The following is a 17767-nucleotide window of genomic DNA, read 5'->3' on the forward strand; positions in this document are numbered from 1 at the left end:
CGACTAGGAGTTGGGCCGCTTGCCGTGGTTGGCCTTGCTGTACTTGCGGTCGCGCTTCTTCCGGCCACGCTTGGCCATCGTCATCCTCCGTGATTGCTTCGTCGCTGATTGGTTCGCCGAGAAAGGGCGCCGGGCGCCCGTCAGGTTGCCTCACATTGTCTCACGCCCCGCGTCCCGCCCTCGGAACCGGTCCTATGGTTCGATATACATGACCTTGATGCACCAGCAGCCAGCATGCACAGATGGCCCGGGACGAGTGGGGTGAAGATGGCGGAGGATGTTCGCGCCGAGATCGTGGCCAGCGTGCTCGAGGTTGTTGTGAGCGAGGGTGACCCGATCGGCAAGGGCGACGTCGTCGTGCTGCTGGAGTCGATGAAGATGGAGATCCCCGTCCTGGCCGAGGTCGACGGCACGGTCAGCAAGGTCAGTGTGGCGGTGGGCGACGTCATTCAGGCGGGCGACCTCATCGCCGTGATCAGCTAGCCGCTTGACGCTTTCTCTCTGCCGCCCGGAAACGACGCGGGAGTAATCCATGTCCACGCTCGGTGACCTGCTTGCCGAACACACGATGCTGCCGGGCAACGCGGTCGACCACCTGCACGCGGTGGTGGGGGAGTGGCAGCTGCTGGCCGACCTGTCCTTCGCTGACTACCTGATGTGGGTGCGCCGCGACGACGGCATGCTGGTGTGCGTGGCGCAGTGCCGACCCAACACCGCGCCCACGGTTCTGCAAACCGATGCGGTGGGCACCGTCGTCACCGCCGACCGGCTGCCGCTCGTCGACGAGGTGTTCGTCTCCGGCGCCGGCGTGGTGGAAGCCGATGCGGGCCAAGAGCATTCGTGGCCGCTGCCCGGCCCCCACGTCACGGCCTCCCCGGTGCGGTACGGCGGCCACGTGGTCGCGGCGATCACACGACACCAGACCGCCGAAGCGGCCGACCGCACGCCCGGCCAGCTGGAGACCGCCTACCGCGACTGCGCCATGGACTTGGTGCAGATGCTTGCCGAGGGCACCTTTCCCGACGTCGGGGACGTCGTCATGTCGCGCTCCACCCCGCGCGCGGGCGACGGCTTCATCCGCCTCGACGTCGACGGCGTCGTCGCCTACGCCAGCCCCAACGCGCTGTCGGCCTACCACCGGATGGGCCTGACGTCGGAGCTGGAGGGCCACCATCTCGTCGAAGCGACGCGGCCGCTGATCTCCGACCCGTTCGAGGCGCAGGAGGTGGCCGAGCACGTGCGCGACCTGCTCGCCGGCGGCCGGAGCATGCGGATGGAGGTCGACGCCGGCGGCGCCACGGTCTTGTTGCGGACGCTGCCGTTGGTGGTTCACGGCGCCAGCGCGGGCGCCGCCGTGCTGATCCGCGACATCACCGAGGTCAAGCGCCGCGACCGGGCGCTGATCTCCAAGGACGCCACCATCCGCGAGATCCACCACCGGGTGAAGAACAACCTGCAGACGGTGGCGGCCCTGCTGCGCCTGCAGGCGCGGCGCACGGCCAATGCCGAAGGCCGGGAAGCCCTGATCGAGTCGGTGCGCCGCGTGTCGTCGATCGCGTTGGTCCACGACGCGCTGTCGATGTCGGTGGACGAGCAGGTGAACCTCGACGAGGTCATCGACCGGATCCTGCCGATCATGAACGACGTGGCCTCGGTGGACCGGCCGATCCGGATCAACCGGGTCGGCGACCTGGGCGTGCTGGACTCCGACCGGGCTACGGCCCTGATCATGGTGATCACCGAACTCGTCCAGAACGCGATCGAGCACGCATTCGACCCGGCGGCCCAGGAGGGTTCGGTGACCATTCGCGCCGAGCGTTCCGCGCGCTGGCTCGACGTCGTCGTGCACGACGACGGCCGCGGACTGCCGGACGGGTTCAGCCTGGAGAACTCCGACAGCCTGGGCCTGCAGATCGTGCGGACCCTGGTGTCGGCTGAACTGGACGGGACGCTGGGGATGCGTCGCGCCGCCGCCCGCGGCACCGACGTGGTGCTGCGGGTGCCGATCGGCCGCCGGAGCAGGTTGCTGCTGTAGATCCCCTGACGCAACAGTGCGGCCCCGACGAATGTCGGGGCCGCACTGTTAGCGATCTGCTGGTCAGACTCCGCTACGGGCCTTCGTCCGGGCGTTGCGGCGCTTGAGTGCGCGCCGCTCGTCTTCGCTCATGCCCCCCCAGACGCCCGAGTCCTGGCCGGTGTTCAGCGCCCACGAAAGGCATTCCGTGGTCACCGAGCACCGATTGCAGACCAGTTTCGCGTCAGCGATCTGCGCGAGCGCCGGGCCGCTGTTCCCGACCGGGAAGAACAGCTCCGGGTCCTCGTCACGACAGACCGCCTTGTGGCGCCAATCCATAAGTAATTACTCCTCACTGAGTGCGCAGCAAGGCGCACGGCCAATTTTCTTCGCTGTTAACGCGTGCACAAGAAAAGGGTCCGCACCCCTACACAAATTTCTGCATGCAACCTTTCGATCGTTTCACAGGCTCAACAGATGTCAATAGCGTGAGTAACCCTCGTGGGCTATCTCACTACCCTGATTTCTTAGTCAGGCCCTTACTCCGTTGTACTACACTAACGGGCCGCTCCAGGCGAAGGGTTTTTCGGGCCGTTTCGTTACCGCAGGTCAGGGATAGTTTTTACCGGGGGGCGCGACCACCGGCAGCACATCGGGGACCGACCTGAACGTCATCGATTGGCGCAGGCCGAGATAATCGCCGTCGAACTGGCTGGCGACCGGCTCGCCGGTCGCCGTCACCCGCACGCAAGGGGCGTCGTCGTCGCGGATCAGCTGTTTGGGTTCCCCCTTGGGCCCCTTGCCGAGCAGCTGGGCGACCAGTCGGAGCGTCGGAAGCACCTTCATGTCGGTGAGCGCGAACACACCGAGGCCCGACTCGAAGCTGCAGCCCGGGTTGGTCACCAACGGCCGGCTGTTGCTGTAGGTCCACGGGCTGGTGTTGGACACCCAGGCGAAGTGCACCCCTGCGACCGGCTCGCGGCCGGCCAACTCGACGGTCAGGGTGGGTTCGCGGCGCCTGAAGGCCACCGTGACGGGTATCGCCACGCGCCAATACCGGAACGCGTTGACCTTGATGCCCTTGTTGCGCTGGGCCTCCACCGCGGCGACCACCTCGGCATCGACGCCCATCCCGGCGTTGATCACCGCCCAGCGCTCGCCGCAGTCGATCAGGCTGATGCGGCGCCAGGTCTGGCGGCGACGGTAGTCGTCGAGCAGCTGGATGAGCTGATTGGTGGCGGCGATCGGGTCCGGCGAGATGCCCAGCGACCTGGCCAGCACGTTCGCCGAGCCGCCGGGGACCACCGCGAGCGCGGGCACCGGTCCCGACGGGGAGGCGCCCGGGCGGCCCAGCAATCCGTTGACCACGCCGCTGACGGTGCCGTCGCCGCCGTGCACGACGATCAGGTCGATCCCGTCCTGCACAGCCCGTTGCGCGAGTTCGGCGCCGTGACCGCGATGGGTGGTGTGCTCGACGTTGAGCTGCAGGCGGCTCTTGAGCGCGTGCGCAAGCAGGTCGCGACCGGCTGGAGTGGTGGAAGTGGCTGTGGGGTTCACGATCAGCACGGCGCGCATGATGCACGAGCTTATGCGGGGCGGTTAAGGCCCCGCTTTGGGGCAAGTGCCGGTGATTACGCTGACGCTGTGAATCCGCCACCCCCTCCGGCCGCGGTCCGCGTGGCGGGTCTGCTCGTCGCGGTGCAGGGCGTGGCCGCCCTGGCGGTGGCCGTGGCGCTGGTGGTGCGGGGCATCGCGGGGGCCGACCAGCGGGTGGTCAACGGACTCGGCACGGCGGTGTGGTTCCTCCTGGTCGGCGGGGTGGTGCTGGCCGCCGGGCGGGCGCTGGCGCGCGGCAGGCGCTGGGGTCGCGGGCTGGGGATCTTCACCCAGCTGCTGCTGCTTCCGGTGGCGTGGTACCTCGCGGCCGGCTCACACCGGCCGGCGGTCGGCGTCCCGGTGGGCATCCTGGCGGCCGCGGTGTTGGTCCTGCTGTTCAGTCCGCCGGCCCTGCGCTGGGCCGCGGGCCGCGATCAGGGCGGTCCGGCGAGTTCGGCCAACCGCGGGCCGGACAGCCGATAGGTGGTCCACTCGGGCTGCGGCGCGGCGCCGACGCCGTCGTACAGCGCGATCGCGTCGGCGTTCCAGTTCAGCACCGCCCACGACAGCCGCGTGTAGCCCTGGTCGAGGCACTCGCGCGCGAGTGCCGCCAGCAGGGCGCGGGCCAGGCCGCGGCGCCGAAAACCCGGCCGCACGAACAGGTCTTCGAGGTAGATGCCCGCGACACCGTCCCAGGTGGAGAAGTTGGCGAACCACAGCGCCATGGCGGCGACCTCGCCGTCGACTTCGGCGACATGCCCGTGCACGGTGGGTGGAGTACCGAAAAGCGCTGTGGAAATTTGCGTTTCGGTGACCGTGCATTGCTCGGCGGCGCGTTCGAATTCGGCCAGCGCGTGGATCATGCCGGTAATGTCGGCGACGTCTTCCGGTGTTGCGCGGCGTATGTGTTTTGTCATTGCTCAACGCCCAGCGCGGTGAGGATAGTGCCGAATTTCGTTGTGGTTTCCGCGACCTCGGCGTCGGGGTCGGATTCGGCGACGATGCCGCCGCCGGCGCGCGCCAGCGCGGTGCGGCGGTCCGCCGACAGCTGCGCGCACCGGATGGACACCACCCAGCGGCCGTCGCCGGCGGCGTCGCACCAGCCGACCGCCCCGGCATAGAAACCGCGGTCACCCTCCAGCTCGGCGATGAGCTCGGTGGCGGCCTTGGTCGGAACGCCGCCGACAGCCGGGGTGGGGTGCAGCGCCAACGCCAAATCGATTGCGGTGGTGGACGTGTCGCGCAGCCGACCGCTGATCGGCGTGCACAGGTGCCAGACCGCCGCGGTACGGCTCAACTCCGGTTCGGGCGCGATGGTCAGCTCGTCGCACAGGGGTTCCAGCGCGGCGCGCATCGCGTCGATCACCAGCCGATGCTCGTGCCGGTCCTTGGCCGAGGCGGCCAGCATGGCGCCGTTGGCGGCGTCGGCCTCCGGGTCGGCGGCGCGCGGGGCCGAACCGGCGAACGGCCGGCACACCACGCGGTCGCCGGTGCGCGCGACAAGAAGCTCCGGGCTGGCGCCCACCAGCGCGGTTCCCGCGCACTCGTCGCCGGCGGCGGTCAGGTCGACGAGGTAGCCGTAGGCGGCCGGGTCCGCCGCGACGAGCCGGCGCAGGATGACCCGCGCGTCCAGGGGAGCGTCGGCGACCAGCCGCAACGCGCGCGCCAACACCACCTTGTGCAGCGGATTGTCCGACGCGGCCAGCACGTCCCGCGCGCGGCCGATCCGCTCGCGGTAGTCGGCCGGCGGCGGCAGCGCGGCGGCCACGCGCACCCGCGGCAGCGGGCCCGTCGGCCAATCGGGCGGGCCGGCGAGGGACCGCACGGCGTCCGGCGCCAGCAAGGCCGCGGGTCCGCTCACGTCGAAAGGCAACGCGCCCAACACTATTGGGGCCGCTCCCGAGCGCAGCGCCGCCTGGGCCGCGCCGACGTCGCGGTAGGCCGCCCGCACGTTGTCGGCAACCAGGGTCCCGCGCGGCCCGCACAGCGCGAACGGCGGTTGGGTCGCGCTCACCCGGGCGCGATCGCCTGCGGGTTGCCCGTCAATCCGAGCGCGGCGAGCTGGCGCACGCCGTGCTCGAACCCGCACACCGCGATCGAGCCGGCGAGCATCCAGAAGCGGCTGCCCTCGACGAGGGGCAATTCGACCCAGCGCGTGATGACCGAGCGGGAAAAGTGGCTGTGGCCCACGAAGACGACGTCGCGCGAGCCCATGTGCCCCAGCGCGAATTCGACGGCCTTGTCCGCGCGGTCGCTGACCTGCTGCACGCTCTCGCCGCCCGGGCAGCCGTGCGTCCACACCAGCCAGTCGGGGTCGGATTCGCGGATCTGCGGGGTCGTCAGCCCCTCGTAGGCACCGTAATCCCATTCGGCGAGCAGCTCGGACACCTCGTCGACGGCCAGCCCGGCCAGCTTGGCCGTGGTCAGCGCCCGGATGCGCGGGCTGCTGACCACCAGGGGGTCGGCGAGGTTCAGTTCGCGCAGAACCCGGCCGGCGAGCTCGGCCTGGACCCGCCCGTGATCGGTGAGCTCGAGATCCGTACGGCCCGTGTGCTGGCCGGACTTGGACCACGGCGTCTCGCCATGGCGCAGCAGGACCAGCCGGTGGTTGTAGATGCCCATGCCGACCGATTCTGCCGGACGGGCGTGCCCGAAGCGCTCGGCGTTCGAACATGCCAGGATGGGCACTGTGACCGCGGCAACAAGGAGGGGCGGGCGCCTGTGAATAAGACCCGGGTACTGGCGGTGGCCAATCAGAAGGGGGGCGTCGCCAAGACGACGACGGTTGCCTCGCTGGGCGCGGCGATGGCGGACGAGGGCAAGCGGGTGCTGCTGGTCGACCTGGACCCGCAGGGCTGTCTGACCTTCTCGCTCGGCCAGGATCCCGACAAGCTGCCGGTGTCCGTGCACGAGGTCCTGCTCGGCGAGGTCGAGCCGAACGCCGCGCTGGTCTCCACCATGGAGGGAATGACGCTGCTGCCGGCCAACATTGACCTCGCGGGCGCCGAGGCGATGCTGCTGATGCGGGCCGGTCGCGAATACGCGCTGAAGCGTGGGCTGGCCAAGCTCTCCGACCAGTTCGACGTGGTCGTCATCGACTGCCCGCCGTCGCTGGGTGTGCTCACCCTCAACGGCCTGACGGCCGCCGACGAGGTCATCGTGCCGCTGCAGTGCGAGACGCTCGCGCACCGCGGCGTCGGCCAGTTCCTGCGCACGGTCGCCGACGTCCAGCAGATCACCAATCCGGAGTTGCGGCTGCTGGGCGCCCTCCCGACGCTGTACGACTCCCGCACCACCCACACCCGCGACGTGTTGCTCGACGTCGCCGACCGCTACGACCTGCCGGTGCTCGCCCCGCCGATCCCGCGCACGGTGCGCTTCGCCGAGGCCAGCGCGTCGGGCTCGTCGGTGATGGCGGGGCGCAAGAACAAGGGTGCCGTCGCCTACGGCGAGCTGGCCAAGGCGTTGATCAGGCACTGGAAGACCGGCAAGCCGCTGCCGACGTTCGCCGTCGAGGTTTAGCTTCAGCGCGAGCAGACGCAAAAGCCCCCGAATGCACGGCGTGTCGGGGGCTTTTGCGTCTGCTCGGCACGCCAGGCCGAGGGCCGTCAGCCCAACGCCACCACGGTGTCACCGCGCTGCTCGAACACCCGCGATCCCGACACTGCCGGGACCACCGCCGCGTCGCCGGGCGCCCGGTTCACCGGGATGTAGCGTTGGTTCGCGCCGCTGACCGGGTCGTACACGCCGATCGAGCCGGTGACCGGCACCAGCAGCCGGCCGGCCATCATCACGCCCGGACCCAGCGGCGCGGTCGTCTCTCCCTTGGCGATCGTGTAACGCAGGGTCATGGTGCCGGCGTCGAACACCATCAGCGAGTCGCCGGTCCACCAGGTCACCAGGTTGCCCGTCTGCGACACCTCCGCCGAGGCCGACGGCGGCCCGGGCAGCAGCGTGCTGGCCACGGTGGTGCCGGTGTCGTCGACCACGTCGACCCGGGGCTGCGGTGACGGCAGGTACACCGCGGTGTTGTTCTCGTAGACGGCGAGCACGCGGGCGCCCGAAGCCGCCCCTATCCCGGGCTCGGCGACGACGTGTTGTTGGGGCTCGTCGTCCTCCTTGCCGGGGCGCAACAGCACCAGCCGCAGGTCGGCCTGCTGCGCGCAGCTCTCCAGCACCGACACCGCCGACGAGCTGGCCGCCGCCGAGATCAGCCGGCACCCCGAGTGCAGGCCCCGCGCCGACGGCTTCACCCGGGCGTCGGTCTCGCCGTAGGCGAGCATCCGGACCATGTCCGAGCGCCACAGCTCCAGCCGGGTGTCGCCGACCGACAACACCGTGGTGCCGTCGGAGGACAGGCGCACGCGCGGGTCGGCGTAGCCGCTGCGGGCGGCGCCGCGCCGGCCCGTGGCCCCGTCGAGGGTGCTGACCTGCCCGCAGCCGCGGTCGTCCCTGAAGACCGCGACGGCGTAGTGGTAGACCCACGACAGGCCGCACAGCTCGGTGTCACGCGCGTAGCTCCACCGGGACTGGCCCGTGCTCGGGTCGCGCCCGTCGACCCGGCGGCCGTCGGCCGTGGCGATCGTCCCGCTGACCACCACCGGCGCCGTGGTGCCGGGGCTGCGAGCGGTCCACAGTTGCTTCAGGGTGGCCGGGACCTCCCGCGCGGGGGTCGGGGCGGGCACCGGAATCGCGGCCGGGCGGCTGACGGTGGCCCGCGCATCGCTGGTCCACCAGATCAGCGCCGCCCCGAGGGCGATGACGACCGCGATCGCCGCGGCTGCCAGGACGTCGCCCTTGGTCCGGCGTTCCGGTTTGACCATGCGGCGGGGCGGGCCTCAGTTCGCGGTGGCTGCAGTGGTTTGGGAGGTGGGCTTGCGGCGCCGCCGGCGCCGCCGGGGGGTCCCGGCGTTCCCCGCGGGCGCGCCGGAAGCCGATTCCGACGGCGCGGTCGCGGCGGCGTCGCCGTTGGCCGCGGCGCCGCCGTTGGCGGCGGGGTGCCCGGTGACGGGCTGGCCGCCACGGGTGCGGCGGCGGGTGCCGGACCGCTTCCGGGCCGGCTTCTCCGGTGCCGGGCCTTCAATCGAATCCCTGCGATCGGCGTCGCGCCGCTTGCCCGGCGACCTGTGCGGCGCCCCGACCGTGCCGCTTGCCTCCGCGGGGATGCCGAGCTCGTCGAACAGGTGCGGTGAGCTCGAGTAGGTCTCGGCGGGATCGGGGGATTCCAGGCCCAGGGCCTTGTCGATCATCGTCCAGCGTGGAAGCTCGTCCCAGTCCACCAGGGTGACCGCGACCCCGGTCTTGCCGGCGCGCCCGGTGCGGCCGATCCGGTGCACGTAGGCCTGCTCGTCCTCGGGGATCTGGTAGTTGATGACGTGCGTGACGTCGTCGATGTCGATGCCGCGGGCGGCCACGTCGGTGGCGACCAGCACGTCGATGTCGCCGGTGCGGAACGCCTTCAGCGCCTTCTCGCGGGCGATCTGACCCAGGTCGCCGTGCACGGCGCCGACCTTGAAGCCGCGCTCGGCCAGTTCGTCGGCGACCTTCTGCGCGGTGCGCTTGGTGCGGGTGAAGATCATCGTCGCGCCGCGGCCGTGGGCCTGCAGCACGCGGCTCACCAGCTCCACCTTGTCCAGCGCGTGGGCGCGGTAGACGAACTGCTCGGTGGTGTCGTGCGTGGCGGCGGAATGCGGCGCCTCGGCGCGGATGTGGGTGGGCTGGTTCATGAAGGTGCGGGCCAGCGTGATGATCGGGTCCGGCATGGTCGCCGAGAACAGCATCGACTGCCGTTCGGCGGGGATCTGGCGCAGGATGCGCTCGATGTCCGGCAAAAAGCCCAGGTCGAGCATCTCGTCGGCCTCGTCGAGGACCAGTGCCGACAGGCCGCCCAGCTGCAGGTGGCCCTGCTGGCACAGGTCGAGCAGCCGGCCGGGGGTGCCCACCACGACGTCGGCGCCGGCACGCAGCGCGTCGATCTGCGGCTCGTAGGCGCGCCCGCCGTAGATGGACACCACGGCCAGCGCACGGCCACCCTCGGCGGTCAGATACTTGGCGGCCGTCGCCAGGTCGTCGGTCACCTGCAGGCAGAGCTCGCGGGTGGGCACCACGACCAGCGCCCGCGGGGCGCCGTTGAGCGGCCGAAGCGCGGCGCCGTCGGTGATGCGCTGCAGCAGCGGCACCCCGAACGCCAGGGTCTTGCCCATGCCGGTGCGGGCCTGGCCGATGACGTCGTCGCCGGCCAGTGCCATGGGCAGGGTCAGTTCTTGGATGGCGAAGGGGCGTTCGATCCCCTTTTCGGCCAGTGCGCGGACGATTTCGTCGCGAACGCCGAGTTTGGCAAAAGTCAGTTCAGTTGTGCTGTCAAGTGCGGTCATACGTGGGGGACAAGCCTTTCGGGGACGGTATCGGTGTTGTCGGTGTTTCTGTGTCGCGGTCACGCGCGCACGAGTTCCGACTCCGAATACGTCGCCGAGTCGCGGCCCTGTCACGGTCTGGGCCAGCTGTGCACGCACATTTCGCCGGTACTGGCAGATGAAGATTGAAGAATTCAGCCAATACCTGTGTCCATGATAGCTGGTCGAAAGCTGGCGCCCATTTCGTGCTAATCCCGCCGACTACAGTGTTGCCATGACCCCGCCCCTTTCCGGGCCCTCGCGCGCCGACCAGGTGGACGATCCGCCCGCTTCTCGGCTGTCGGCGGATCACCCGGGCGTCAACGAGTTGTTCGCCGTTTTGGCCTACGGCGAGGTCGCCGCGTTCTATCGGCTCACCGACGAGGCGCGGATGGCGCCCGACCTGCGCGGGCGGATCTCGATGGCCAGCATGGCCGCCGCCGAGATGCAGCACTACGAGCTGCTGCGCGACGCGCTGGAACGCCGCGGCGTGGACGTGGTGCCTGCGATGGCGAAGTACGTCTCGGCGCTGGAGAACTATCACCGGCTGACGATGCCCAGCACCTGGCTGGAAGCCCTGGTGAAGACCTATGTCGGCGACGCGCTGGCCGCCGACCTCTACCTCGAGATCGCCGACGGTCTGCCCGACGAGGTCGCCGACGTCGTGCGCGCGGCGCTGTCGGAGACCGGGCACTCGCAGTTCGTGGTCGCCGAGGTGCGCGCCGCGGTGACCGCCAGCGGCAAGCAGCGCAGCCGGCTGGCGCTGTGGTCTCGCCGCCTGTTCGGCGAGGCGATCACCCAGGCCCAATACGTGCTGGCCGAGCACGACGAGCTGGTCGACCTGGTGGTCTCGGGCCCCGGGGGCCTGGGTCAGCTCACCGCGTTCTTCGACCGGCTGCAGCAGACGCACGACCGGCGGATGCGCGAACTCGGCCTGAGCTGACCGGAGCCGCCTCAGCGGGTGCAGGTGGCCACGGGGCCGTTGTTGGCCGACATCACCACCGGCTGGCCGGCGGCATTGACCACCTCGCAATCGAGCTGGCCGTAGAAGCTCGTCGCCACCACCGACACCGTCTGAACGCCCGGATTCAACACGATCACCTTCGACCACGGCAGCGACACGTTGAACTCCGAGTGCGGGTAGCCCCGGGCGTCGGTGTAGACGACGTTCACCAGGTCCAGCAGCTGTTTCGTGCCGGTCACGCTGTAGACCACGGTGCGCGGGTTGAGCGCCACCGGCGGCGGCGCGGCCGTCGGCGTCGGCGCCGCGGTCGGCGTCTGGGCCGGCGCCGGGCTGAGCGTGACGCTGGGCGGCGGGGTCACCGTCGTCACCGTCTCGGGGGGCAACGGGGTCGGCGACGCGCTGGGCGGGGCCACCGGGGCCGTCGTCCTGGGCGCCGAGGACGTCAGCGGCGGTGGCACCGGGGCCCCGACGGTCGCCTTGGTCGAGGCGCTGTCGCCGCTGTTGATGATGACCGCGGTCGCGATGGCTCGCACGGCGACCACGACGCCGAGGATCGCGGCGGCGGGACGCCAGCGGGTGTCTCCCGGCCAGGCCAGATCGCCGTAGCCGTCCAGTACGTCGGTGTCGGCTCCGTCGTAGTCGTCGTCGGGGTAGTCCTCGATGGGGCCGGAGACTGGGCCGAGACGATCGGTGACCATGTGTCTGATGGTGCCGATGTTACCGATGTGAATATGCCGGTTTCGCCGGCGAGCGGCATGTTGGCCGAGCTGGGAGCGAATCGTTATGTTCGGGCGGGCCGGGTTTCGCTTACCGCGAACCGGGCCCCGGGGGGACATGCGGCGCCGGGCCGTCCACTAGCCTGCTGCTGACGCGTCTGCGAACTTCGAAGCCAATGGAAGGGGCCACCGTGGAGGTCAAGATCGGTATCACGGACAGTCCGCGGGAGCTGGTCTTGTCCAGTACGCAGACGCAAGCCGAAATCGAAGAGCTCGTCGCGTCCGCGCTGCGCGACGACTCGGGCCTGCTCACCCTCAACGACGAGCGGGGCCGCCGCTTCCTGGTGCAAAGCGCCAAGATCGCCTACGTCGAGATCGGTGTCGCCGACGCCCGCAGGGTCGGCTTCGGGATCGGGGCGGCCGAATCGGCCGCCAGGCACGCGAGCAAGGCCGCTAAGAGCGAGTAAGCGGGACGTGGGACAGCCCGCCCCAGGCGAACTGGACGGTGCCGTCGACGGCGTCCGCCTTGGAGATCGGGCGGTCGGAGTCCAGCCAGTACCTGGCGCAGTCGACACTGATGCCGACCAGTCCGACCGCGATCATGCGGGCCCGGTGCGGATCGAGGCCGGAATCGGCGCTGATCAGGTCGAACACGGCGTCGATGCAGGATTCGGTGGCCACCCGCACCTGCGCCGCCACCTCCGGCTCGGTGACATAGTCGTTCTCGAAGATCAGCCGGTAACCCTGGCTGTCGTGCTCGATGAAGTCGAAGAAGGCCTGCACCGCCGCGTGCAGCCGCCGTCGGTTGTCGGTGGTGGTGCTCAACGCCTGCTGCACGCCCGACACCAGGTTCTCGACGTGCCGCGCCAGCACCGCCAGGTAGAGCTCTAGCTTGCTCGAAAAGTGTTGATACAGAACGGGTTTGCTGACGCCGGCCCGGTCGGCGATCTCGTCCATGCCGGCCGCGTGGTAGCCGCGGTTGACGAAGACGTCGCTGGCCACGATCAGCAATTGGCCCCGGCGCTCGTCGCGCGGCAGGCGGTTGCCACGCCGATTGGCGGGCACCACGCCGTCGCCCGGTCGACCACGGTCGGCCGGCTTCATCGTGCGCCGGGCCGCCTTGGCGAGATCGCTCATCGAATCCTCATCTGATCGTTGGCAACTGGCCGTCGGCCCGCCGGGGCCAGCCGCACGCGGCTAGTCGCAACGACATTACTACCCGTAACGGCCCGGTGACTGCCATCGCCGTCGTCGGCGCTGGCAGGAGCGGTGTCGTGGGTCGCATTCGGGCGCGCCAAGGGTGGTCATGGTGCCGGGCTGTGCAATCCTGGGGAAATGACGTCCCAGCGGCCTGTGCGCGGCACCGGTCGAGTTCCGGTGCTGCGCGACGAGTGGCGAGAACCACTGCGGGCCCTGCGCGACCCGATCGCGCGGGACGCGGGACGGACCCGCGCCGACCGCGAGCGGCCGCGCCAATGGCGCAAGCAGACGTGGTTGGGACGGTTCGTCTCCACCTATGGCTGGCGCGCCTATGCGTTGCCCGCCTTGGTGGTGCTCACCGGGCTGGTGATCTATCAGACCGTCACCGGCACCGGCGCGCCGAAACCGACGGCGACGCAATCCATTCAGGGCACGCCCGACATCGGCGCGGTGGGCACGTCGATCATCGACGCACCGCCGCGCGGCCTGGCCGCCTTCGACGCGAACCTGCCGGCCGGCACCCTGCCCGACGGCGGTCCGTTCACCGAGGCGGGCGACAAGACCTGGCACATCGTGCCGGGCGTGACGCCGCAGATCGGCCAGGGCACCGCCAAGGTGTTCCGGTACACCGTCGAGGTCGAAAACGGCATCGACGCCACGATGTTCGGCGGCGACGAGGCCTTCGCCCAGATGGTCGATCAGACGCTCGGCAACCCCAAGGGCTGGACGCACAATCCGCAATTCGCCTTCGTGCGGATCGATAACGGCAAACCCGACTTCCGCATCTCGCTGGTGTCGCCGGTCACGGTGCGTGGCGGGTGCGGCTACGAGTTCCGGCTCGAGACGTCCTGCTACAACCCGGTTTACGGGCCCGGCCGGGAGGCGCGGGTTTTCATCAACGAGGCGCGCTGGGTGCGTGGGGCGGTCCCGTTCGAGGGCGACGTCGGGTCCTATCGGCAGTATGTGATCAACCACGAGGTCGGCCACGCCATCGGCTACGTCCGCCACGAGCCGTGTGAGCAGCAGGGCGGCCTGGCGCCGGTGATGATGCAGCAGACGTTCTCCACCTCGAACGACGACGCGGCCAAGTTCGACCCCGACGTCGTCAAGGCCGACGGCAAGACCTGCCGGTTCAACCCCTGGCCGTATCCCATCGCCTGACCCGGCAGGCCGGAGTGCGGCGAGACTGCGCTCAGAGCGTGGGTCAGCGCGCCAACCGCGATCGGTGCGCAGTCTCGACGCCCACGGGGCCCGCCCCGGGAAGCGGCGCCGGCGGTTTGCCGTTGCTCCGGGCAACTGCTGTGATGGATAGAGCGGACGAAAGCTACCGAGGAGATGTTCGGTGTCGACATCGCAGACGCCACTGCCGCCACTGGTCGAGCCCGCAGCCGGGCTGAGCCGCGATGAGGTGGCCCGCTACAGCCGCCATCTGATCATTCCCGAGCTCGGTGTCGAGGGTCAGAAGCGGCTGAAGAACGCGCGGGTGCTGGTGATCGGCGCGGGCGGGCTCGGCGCCCCCGCCCTGCTCTATCTGGCCGCGGCCGGCGTCGGCACCATCGGCATCGTCGACTTCGACGTCGTCGACGAGTCGAACCTGCAGCGCCAGATCATCCACGGGGTGGCCGACGTCGGGCGGCCGAAGTCGCGGTCGGCGCGCGACTCGATCGCCGCCATCAACCCGCTGGTCGACGTGCGGTTGCACGAGTTCCGGCTGGATTCGCACAACGCCGTCGAGCTGTTCGGGCAGTACGACCTGATCCTCGACGGCACCGACAACTTCGCCACCCGCTACCTGGTCAACGACGCCGCCGTGCTCGCCGGGAAGCCGTACGTGTGGGGCTCGATCTACCGGTTCGAGGGCCAGGTGTCGGTGTTCTGGGAGGACGCCCCCGACGGGCGGGGCCTGAATTACCGCGACCTCTACCCCGAGCCGCCGCCACCGGGGTCGGTGCCCTCCTGCGCCGAGGGTGGCGTGCTGGGCATCGTCTGCTCCTCCATCGCGTCGGTGATGGGCACCGAGGCGATCAAGCTGATCACCGGCATCGGCGAACCGCTGCTCGGCCGGCTGATGATCTACGACGCCCTTCAGATGAGCTACCGCACGATCATCGTCCGCAAGGACCCCGCCAGGCCGAGGATCACCGGGCTGATCGACTACGACGATTTCTGCGGCGCGGTGTCCTCCGAAGGCACCGCCGCCGCGGCCGATTCCACCATCACCCCGCGGGAGTTGCGCGAGCTGCTGGACTCGGGCAAGAAGCTCGCCCTGATCGACGTGCGCGAGCCGGTGGAGTGGAACATCAACCACATCGACGGCGCGCAGCTGATCCCGAAGTCGCTGCTCAGCTCCGGCGAGGGCCTGGCGCAGCTGCCCCACGACCGCACGGCGGTGCTGTACTGCAAGACCGGCGTGCGCTCGGCCGAGGCGCTGGCCGCGGTGAAGAAGGCCGGTTTCTCCGACGCGGTCCACCTGCAGGGCGGCATCGTGGCGTGGGCCGAGCAGATGCAGCCCGACATGGTCATGTACTGACCCGAGACCGCAGGTCGGCTCGTCTACGCTACCGGTGTGACAGTCGAGCCACCGCCGGAGCATGTGCTGGCGGCGTTCGGTTTGACCGGTGTGCAGCCCGTCCCGTTGGGCGCCAGTTGGGAAGGCGGCTGGCGATGCGGCGAAGTCGTGTTGTCGATCGTCGCCGACCATGCCCGCGCGGCCTGGTCGGCCCGGGTGCGCGAGACGCTGTTCGTCGACGGCGTCCGCCTGGCCCGGCCGGTCCGCTCCACCGACGGGCGCTACGTGGTGTCCGGGTGGCGGGCGGACACCTTCGTCGCCGGCACCCCGGAGCCCCGGCATGACGAAGTCGTCTCGGCGGCGGTGCGGCTGCACGAGGCGACCGGCAAACTGGAACGCCCCCGATTCCTGACCCAGGGCCCCACCGCGCCGTGGTCGGACGTCGACGTCTTCATCGCCGCCGACCGCGCGGCGTGGGAGGAGCGGCCGCTGGCCTCGGTCCCGCCGGGCGCCCGAACCGCCCCGCCGTCGGCGGACGCCGAACGATCCGTCGAGCTGATCAACCAGCTCGCCACCCTGCGCCGGCCGACCAAGAGCCCCAACCAGCTGGTCCACGGGGACCTTTACGGCACAGTGCTTTTCATCGGCACCGCGGCGCCGGGGATCACCGACATCACGCCGTACTGGCGCCCCGCGTCGTGGGCCGCGGGCGTCGTCGTGGTCGACGCGCTGTCCTGGGGCGAGGCCGACGACGGCCTGATCGAACGGTGGAACGCGCTGCCGGAGTGGCCGCAGATGTTGTTGCGCGCGTTGATGTTTCGTCTCGCTGTCCACGCGCTGCACCCGCGCTCGACGGCCGAGGCGTTTCCCGGCCTGGCGCGCACCGCGGCCCTGGTCCGGCTGGTGATTTAGCCTTAGTAACACGCTTGAGTGTGAACCCACGGCTTCGAGTGTGTGTGGGGGGCGGTAGATCCGCGAAATCTGCACCGTGGACTCACACTCAAAGCCGTGAGCGCACACCGGACTTCAGCGAAAAGTGTGCCCAGCGAGATCACCGGCGCGGCCTCCTAGCCCCCGGCGGGAACTCGTGGCGCACCTCATCCAGCGCGATCCTGCCGTCGACGGCGAGCACGCCCTCGGCGCGCAGCAACTCCAGCTGCCTGGAGGTCAGGTGCCGCGCCGGGCGTCCGGACGCCGTGATCACCCGGTGCCAGGGCAGGTCCGAGGAGTCGGTCCGCATGATCCATCCGACGATGCGCGGGCTGGAAAGCCCTGCGACAGAAGCGATGTCGCCGTAGGTGGCGACCCGGCCGGACGGAATCGCCGCGACCAGCGAACGCACCCGCTCCACCTGCTCGTCGGTCACCGGCGCCACGGTCAGCGGTCTTCCAGCAGCCCGCGGATCAGCGCCGCGGTTTCGGTGGGCTTGGCGTGGGGCACCATGTGGTTGCAGTCGAAATCCAGCAGCTCGAAATCGGAACCCAGCCGTTCCTGCAGCGAATCGATCAATCGATCGCTCACGTACGGCGGCGAGGTTCGCTTCGCCCGCACCAGGATCGTGGTCGTCCCGGCCGGCGGCAGCACGACGTCGCGGGCCAGTTCGCTCCAGTAGGACATCATCGCCGGCAGGCTGACCCGCCAGCCGTAGCGCCCGTTGGGCAGCTCGACGAGGTGCTCGTCGATCTCGGACGCCAGCAGCGCCGGGTCCACATCCGCCCAGGAGCCTGTCGCCTTTTCCATGCGGGCCTCCCTGGCGCCGGGGTAGTCGGGGGAGGAGAACATCCCGTCGGCGATGTCGCGCATCCACGCACCGTCCAACCCGACCGCCGGATCGAGCAGCAGCAGCGCCGCCACCCGGTCCGGGCGGGACGCTGCCAGGTGCAGCGCCAGGCCGCCACCGAACGAGTGGCCGACCACCAGCACCGGTGCGGCGGCATCGTCGAGCAGCGCGGACAGCGCCGAGACGTTGGCGTCGATGGTCCACGGCGCCGCCCACGCCGAGCGACCGTGGCCCAGCAGATCGGGCGCGGCGACGGCGGTCTCGGGCACGTGGCCGGCCAGATGCCGCCAGCGTCCCCCGTAACCGGTCAGCCCGTGCAGGGCCAGCACCCGCATCGGGCCCGGCGGGCCGTAGCGGTGTACGTGCAGGTCGGCGCTCACCCGTTGCCGTCGTCCCAGTCGTCGTCGGTGGGGACGATGAAAGCCTGCTCGATCACGTCGGCTTCGTTGGCATCCCGATCGGTGGCGTCGTCCAGGTACGCGGTGTCCAGGCCCGCCTCCTGACCGTCCCAGTCGGAGTCGACAATCTGCCGCTGTTCTGCGGCGTCGGCTTCAGGCACTGCGTCATCGGGGCCGATACCCATCCAATCCCTCCTC

22 protein-coding genes are annotated in these 17767 nt (G+C 70.2%); 9 read left to right on the forward strand and 13 right to left on the reverse strand.

Annotated features, from left to right (window positions below; genetic code table 11):
• Positions 1-3: 3 nt before the first annotated feature.
• Positions 4-78 carry a 50S ribosomal protein bL37 gene (locus A5705_RS29200; RefSeq protein WP_003416889.1) on the reverse strand — a complete coding sequence of 25 codons (75 nt, stop codon included), beginning with the start codon at positions 76-78 and terminating at the stop codon, positions 4-6.
• Positions 79-267: 189 nt separating this feature from the next.
• Here A5705_RS29200 and A5705_RS16820 point away from each other — a divergent pair, with 189 nt between their 5' ends.
• Both A5705_RS16820 and A5705_RS16825 read left to right on the forward strand, forming a co-directional pair.
• Positions 268-483, forward strand: a complete 216-nt coding sequence (locus tag A5705_RS16820) for a biotin/lipoyl-binding carrier protein (protein ID WP_067883151.1) — start codon at positions 268-270, stop codon at positions 481-483.
• Positions 484-532: 49 nt separating this feature from the next.
• On the forward strand, positions 533-2035 hold the full coding sequence (locus A5705_RS16825; RefSeq protein ID WP_067883068.1) for a sensor histidine kinase: 1503 nt from the start codon (positions 533-535) through the stop codon (positions 2033-2035).
• A gap of 63 nt (positions 2036-2098) precedes the next feature.
• On the opposite strand, the gene whiB1 is transcribed toward A5705_RS16825, so the two are convergent.
• Together whiB1 and A5705_RS16835 are read right to left on the reverse strand one after the other, a co-directional pair.
• Positions 2099-2353, reverse strand: a complete 255-nt coding sequence (gene whiB1, locus A5705_RS16830) for a transcriptional regulator WhiB1 (RefSeq protein ID WP_066962223.1) — start codon at positions 2351-2353, stop codon at positions 2099-2101.
• 270 nt (positions 2354-2623) lie between these two features.
• Positions 2624-3589, reverse strand: a complete 966-nt coding sequence (locus tag A5705_RS16835; protein WP_067883069.1) for a diacylglycerol kinase family protein — start codon at positions 3587-3589, stop codon at positions 2624-2626.
• Positions 3590-3658: 69 nt separating this feature from the next.
• Between A5705_RS16835 and A5705_RS16840 the strand changes: the two genes are divergently transcribed.
• Entirely contained in the window at positions 3659-4093 is a 435-nt protein-coding gene (locus tag A5705_RS16840) for a hypothetical protein (RefSeq protein WP_067883070.1), read from the forward strand.
• Here the strand turns inward: A5705_RS16840 and A5705_RS16845 are convergent.
• From A5705_RS16845 to A5705_RS16855, 3 genes are read right to left on the reverse strand one after another with little or no spacing between them, the layout of a single operon-like run.
• Positions 4045-4527, reverse strand: a complete 483-nt coding sequence (locus tag A5705_RS16845) for a GNAT family N-acetyltransferase (protein ID WP_067883071.1) — start codon at positions 4525-4527, stop codon at positions 4045-4047. The two genes, A5705_RS16840 and A5705_RS16845, sit on opposite strands and share 49 nt — an antisense overlap.
• Positions 4524-5624, reverse strand: a complete 1101-nt coding sequence (locus tag A5705_RS16850; RefSeq protein ID WP_067883072.1) for an isochorismate synthase MenF — start codon at positions 5622-5624, stop codon at positions 4524-4526. The genes A5705_RS16845 and A5705_RS16850 overlap by 4 nt, the downstream gene beginning before the upstream one ends.
• On the reverse strand, positions 5621-6232 hold the full coding sequence (locus A5705_RS16855) for an acid phosphatase (RefSeq protein ID WP_067883073.1): 612 nt from the start codon (positions 6230-6232) through the stop codon (positions 5621-5623). Before A5705_RS16855 ends, A5705_RS16850 begins: the two co-directional genes overlap by 4 nt.
• 99 nt (positions 6233-6331) lie before the next feature.
• Here A5705_RS16855 and A5705_RS16860 point away from each other — a divergent pair, with 99 nt between their 5' ends.
• Positions 6332-7132: a ParA family protein gene (locus tag A5705_RS16860; RefSeq protein WP_067883074.1), complete on the forward strand. Its 801-nt coding sequence runs from the start codon at positions 6332-6334 to the stop codon at positions 7130-7132.
• An 86-nt stretch (positions 7133-7218) separates the two neighbouring features.
• Here the strand turns inward: A5705_RS16860 and A5705_RS16865 are convergent, their stop codons facing one another.
• Together A5705_RS16865 and A5705_RS16870 are read right to left on the reverse strand one after the other, a co-directional pair.
• Positions 7219-8433: a hypothetical protein gene (locus A5705_RS16865; RefSeq protein WP_068278711.1), complete on the reverse strand. Its 1215-nt coding sequence runs from the start codon at positions 8431-8433 to the stop codon at positions 7219-7221.
• 15 nt (positions 8434-8448) lie between these two features.
• Positions 8449-9984, reverse strand: a complete 1536-nt coding sequence (locus tag A5705_RS16870) for a DEAD/DEAH box helicase (protein ID WP_068278713.1) — start codon at positions 9982-9984, stop codon at positions 8449-8451.
• A gap of 253 nt (positions 9985-10237) precedes the next feature.
• Between A5705_RS16870 and A5705_RS16875 the strand changes: the two genes are divergently transcribed.
• A complete protein-coding gene (locus A5705_RS16875) occupies positions 10238-10945 on the forward strand; it encodes a ferritin-like fold-containing protein (protein ID WP_067883077.1) in 708 nt (235 codons plus the stop codon).
• 11 nt (positions 10946-10956) lie between these two features.
• Here the strand turns inward: A5705_RS16875 and A5705_RS16880 are convergent, their stop codons facing one another.
• The gene (locus tag A5705_RS16880) at positions 10957-11682 is read right to left on the reverse strand and encodes an MmpS family transport accessory protein (protein WP_369829605.1); all 726 of its coding nucleotides are present in this window, start codon (positions 11680-11682) and stop codon (positions 10957-10959) included.
• 191 nt (positions 11683-11873) lie between these two features.
• Here A5705_RS16880 and A5705_RS16885 point away from each other — a divergent pair, with 191 nt between their 5' ends.
• Positions 11874-12149, forward strand: a complete 276-nt coding sequence (locus A5705_RS16885) for a DUF3107 domain-containing protein (RefSeq protein WP_067883152.1) — start codon at positions 11874-11876, stop codon at positions 12147-12149.
• On the opposite strand, the gene A5705_RS16890 is transcribed toward A5705_RS16885, so the two are convergent.
• Positions 12136-12819 carry a TetR/AcrR family transcriptional regulator gene (locus tag A5705_RS16890; RefSeq protein ID WP_067883079.1) on the reverse strand — a complete coding sequence of 228 codons (684 nt, stop codon included), beginning with the start codon at positions 12817-12819 and terminating at the stop codon, positions 12136-12138. The genes A5705_RS16885 and A5705_RS16890 overlap by 14 nt on opposite strands.
• Before the next feature lie 198 nt (positions 12820-13017).
• Between A5705_RS16890 and A5705_RS16895 the strand changes: the two genes are divergently transcribed.
• From A5705_RS16895 to A5705_RS16905, 3 genes are all read left to right on the forward strand, one after another.
• The gene (locus tag A5705_RS16895) at positions 13018-14043 is read left to right on the forward strand and encodes a DUF3152 domain-containing protein (protein ID WP_197517047.1); all 1026 of its coding nucleotides are present in this window, start codon (positions 13018-13020) and stop codon (positions 14041-14043) included.
• Between the two features lie 181 nt (positions 14044-14224).
• Positions 14225-15412, forward strand: coding sequence for an adenylyltransferase/sulfurtransferase MoeZ (moeZ, locus tag A5705_RS16900; protein ID WP_068278717.1), 1188 nt, complete (start codon positions 14225-14227; stop codon positions 15410-15412).
• A 36-nt stretch (positions 15413-15448) separates the two neighbouring features.
• Positions 15449-16303, forward strand: coding sequence for a TIGR02569 family protein (locus A5705_RS16905; protein WP_067883082.1), 855 nt, complete (start codon positions 15449-15451; stop codon positions 16301-16303).
• A 139-nt stretch (positions 16304-16442) separates the two neighbouring features.
• On the opposite strand, the gene A5705_RS16910 is transcribed toward A5705_RS16905, so the two are convergent.
• Genes A5705_RS16910 through A5705_RS16920 form a run of 3 tightly spaced genes read right to left on the reverse strand, consistent with a single transcriptional unit; the run spans position 16443 to position 17754 of the window.
• A complete protein-coding gene (locus A5705_RS16910; RefSeq protein ID WP_068278718.1) occupies positions 16443-16766 on the reverse strand; it encodes an MGMT family protein in 324 nt (107 codons plus the stop codon).
• Positions 16767-16768: 2 nt separating this feature from the next.
• On the reverse strand, positions 16769-17551 hold the full coding sequence (locus A5705_RS16915; RefSeq protein WP_068278720.1) for an alpha/beta hydrolase: 783 nt from the start codon (positions 17549-17551) through the stop codon (positions 16769-16771).
• On the reverse strand, positions 17548-17754 hold the full coding sequence (locus tag A5705_RS16920; RefSeq protein ID WP_067883085.1) for a hypothetical protein: 207 nt from the start codon (positions 17752-17754) through the stop codon (positions 17548-17550). The genes A5705_RS16915 and A5705_RS16920 overlap by 4 nt, the downstream gene beginning before the upstream one ends.
• Positions 17755-17767: the final 13 nt, after the last annotated feature.

Origin of the sequence: Mycobacterium sp. E787, from assembly GCF_001668725.1 — a bacterium.
Classification (GTDB): Bacteria; Actinomycetota; Actinomycetes; order Mycobacteriales; family Mycobacteriaceae; genus Mycobacterium.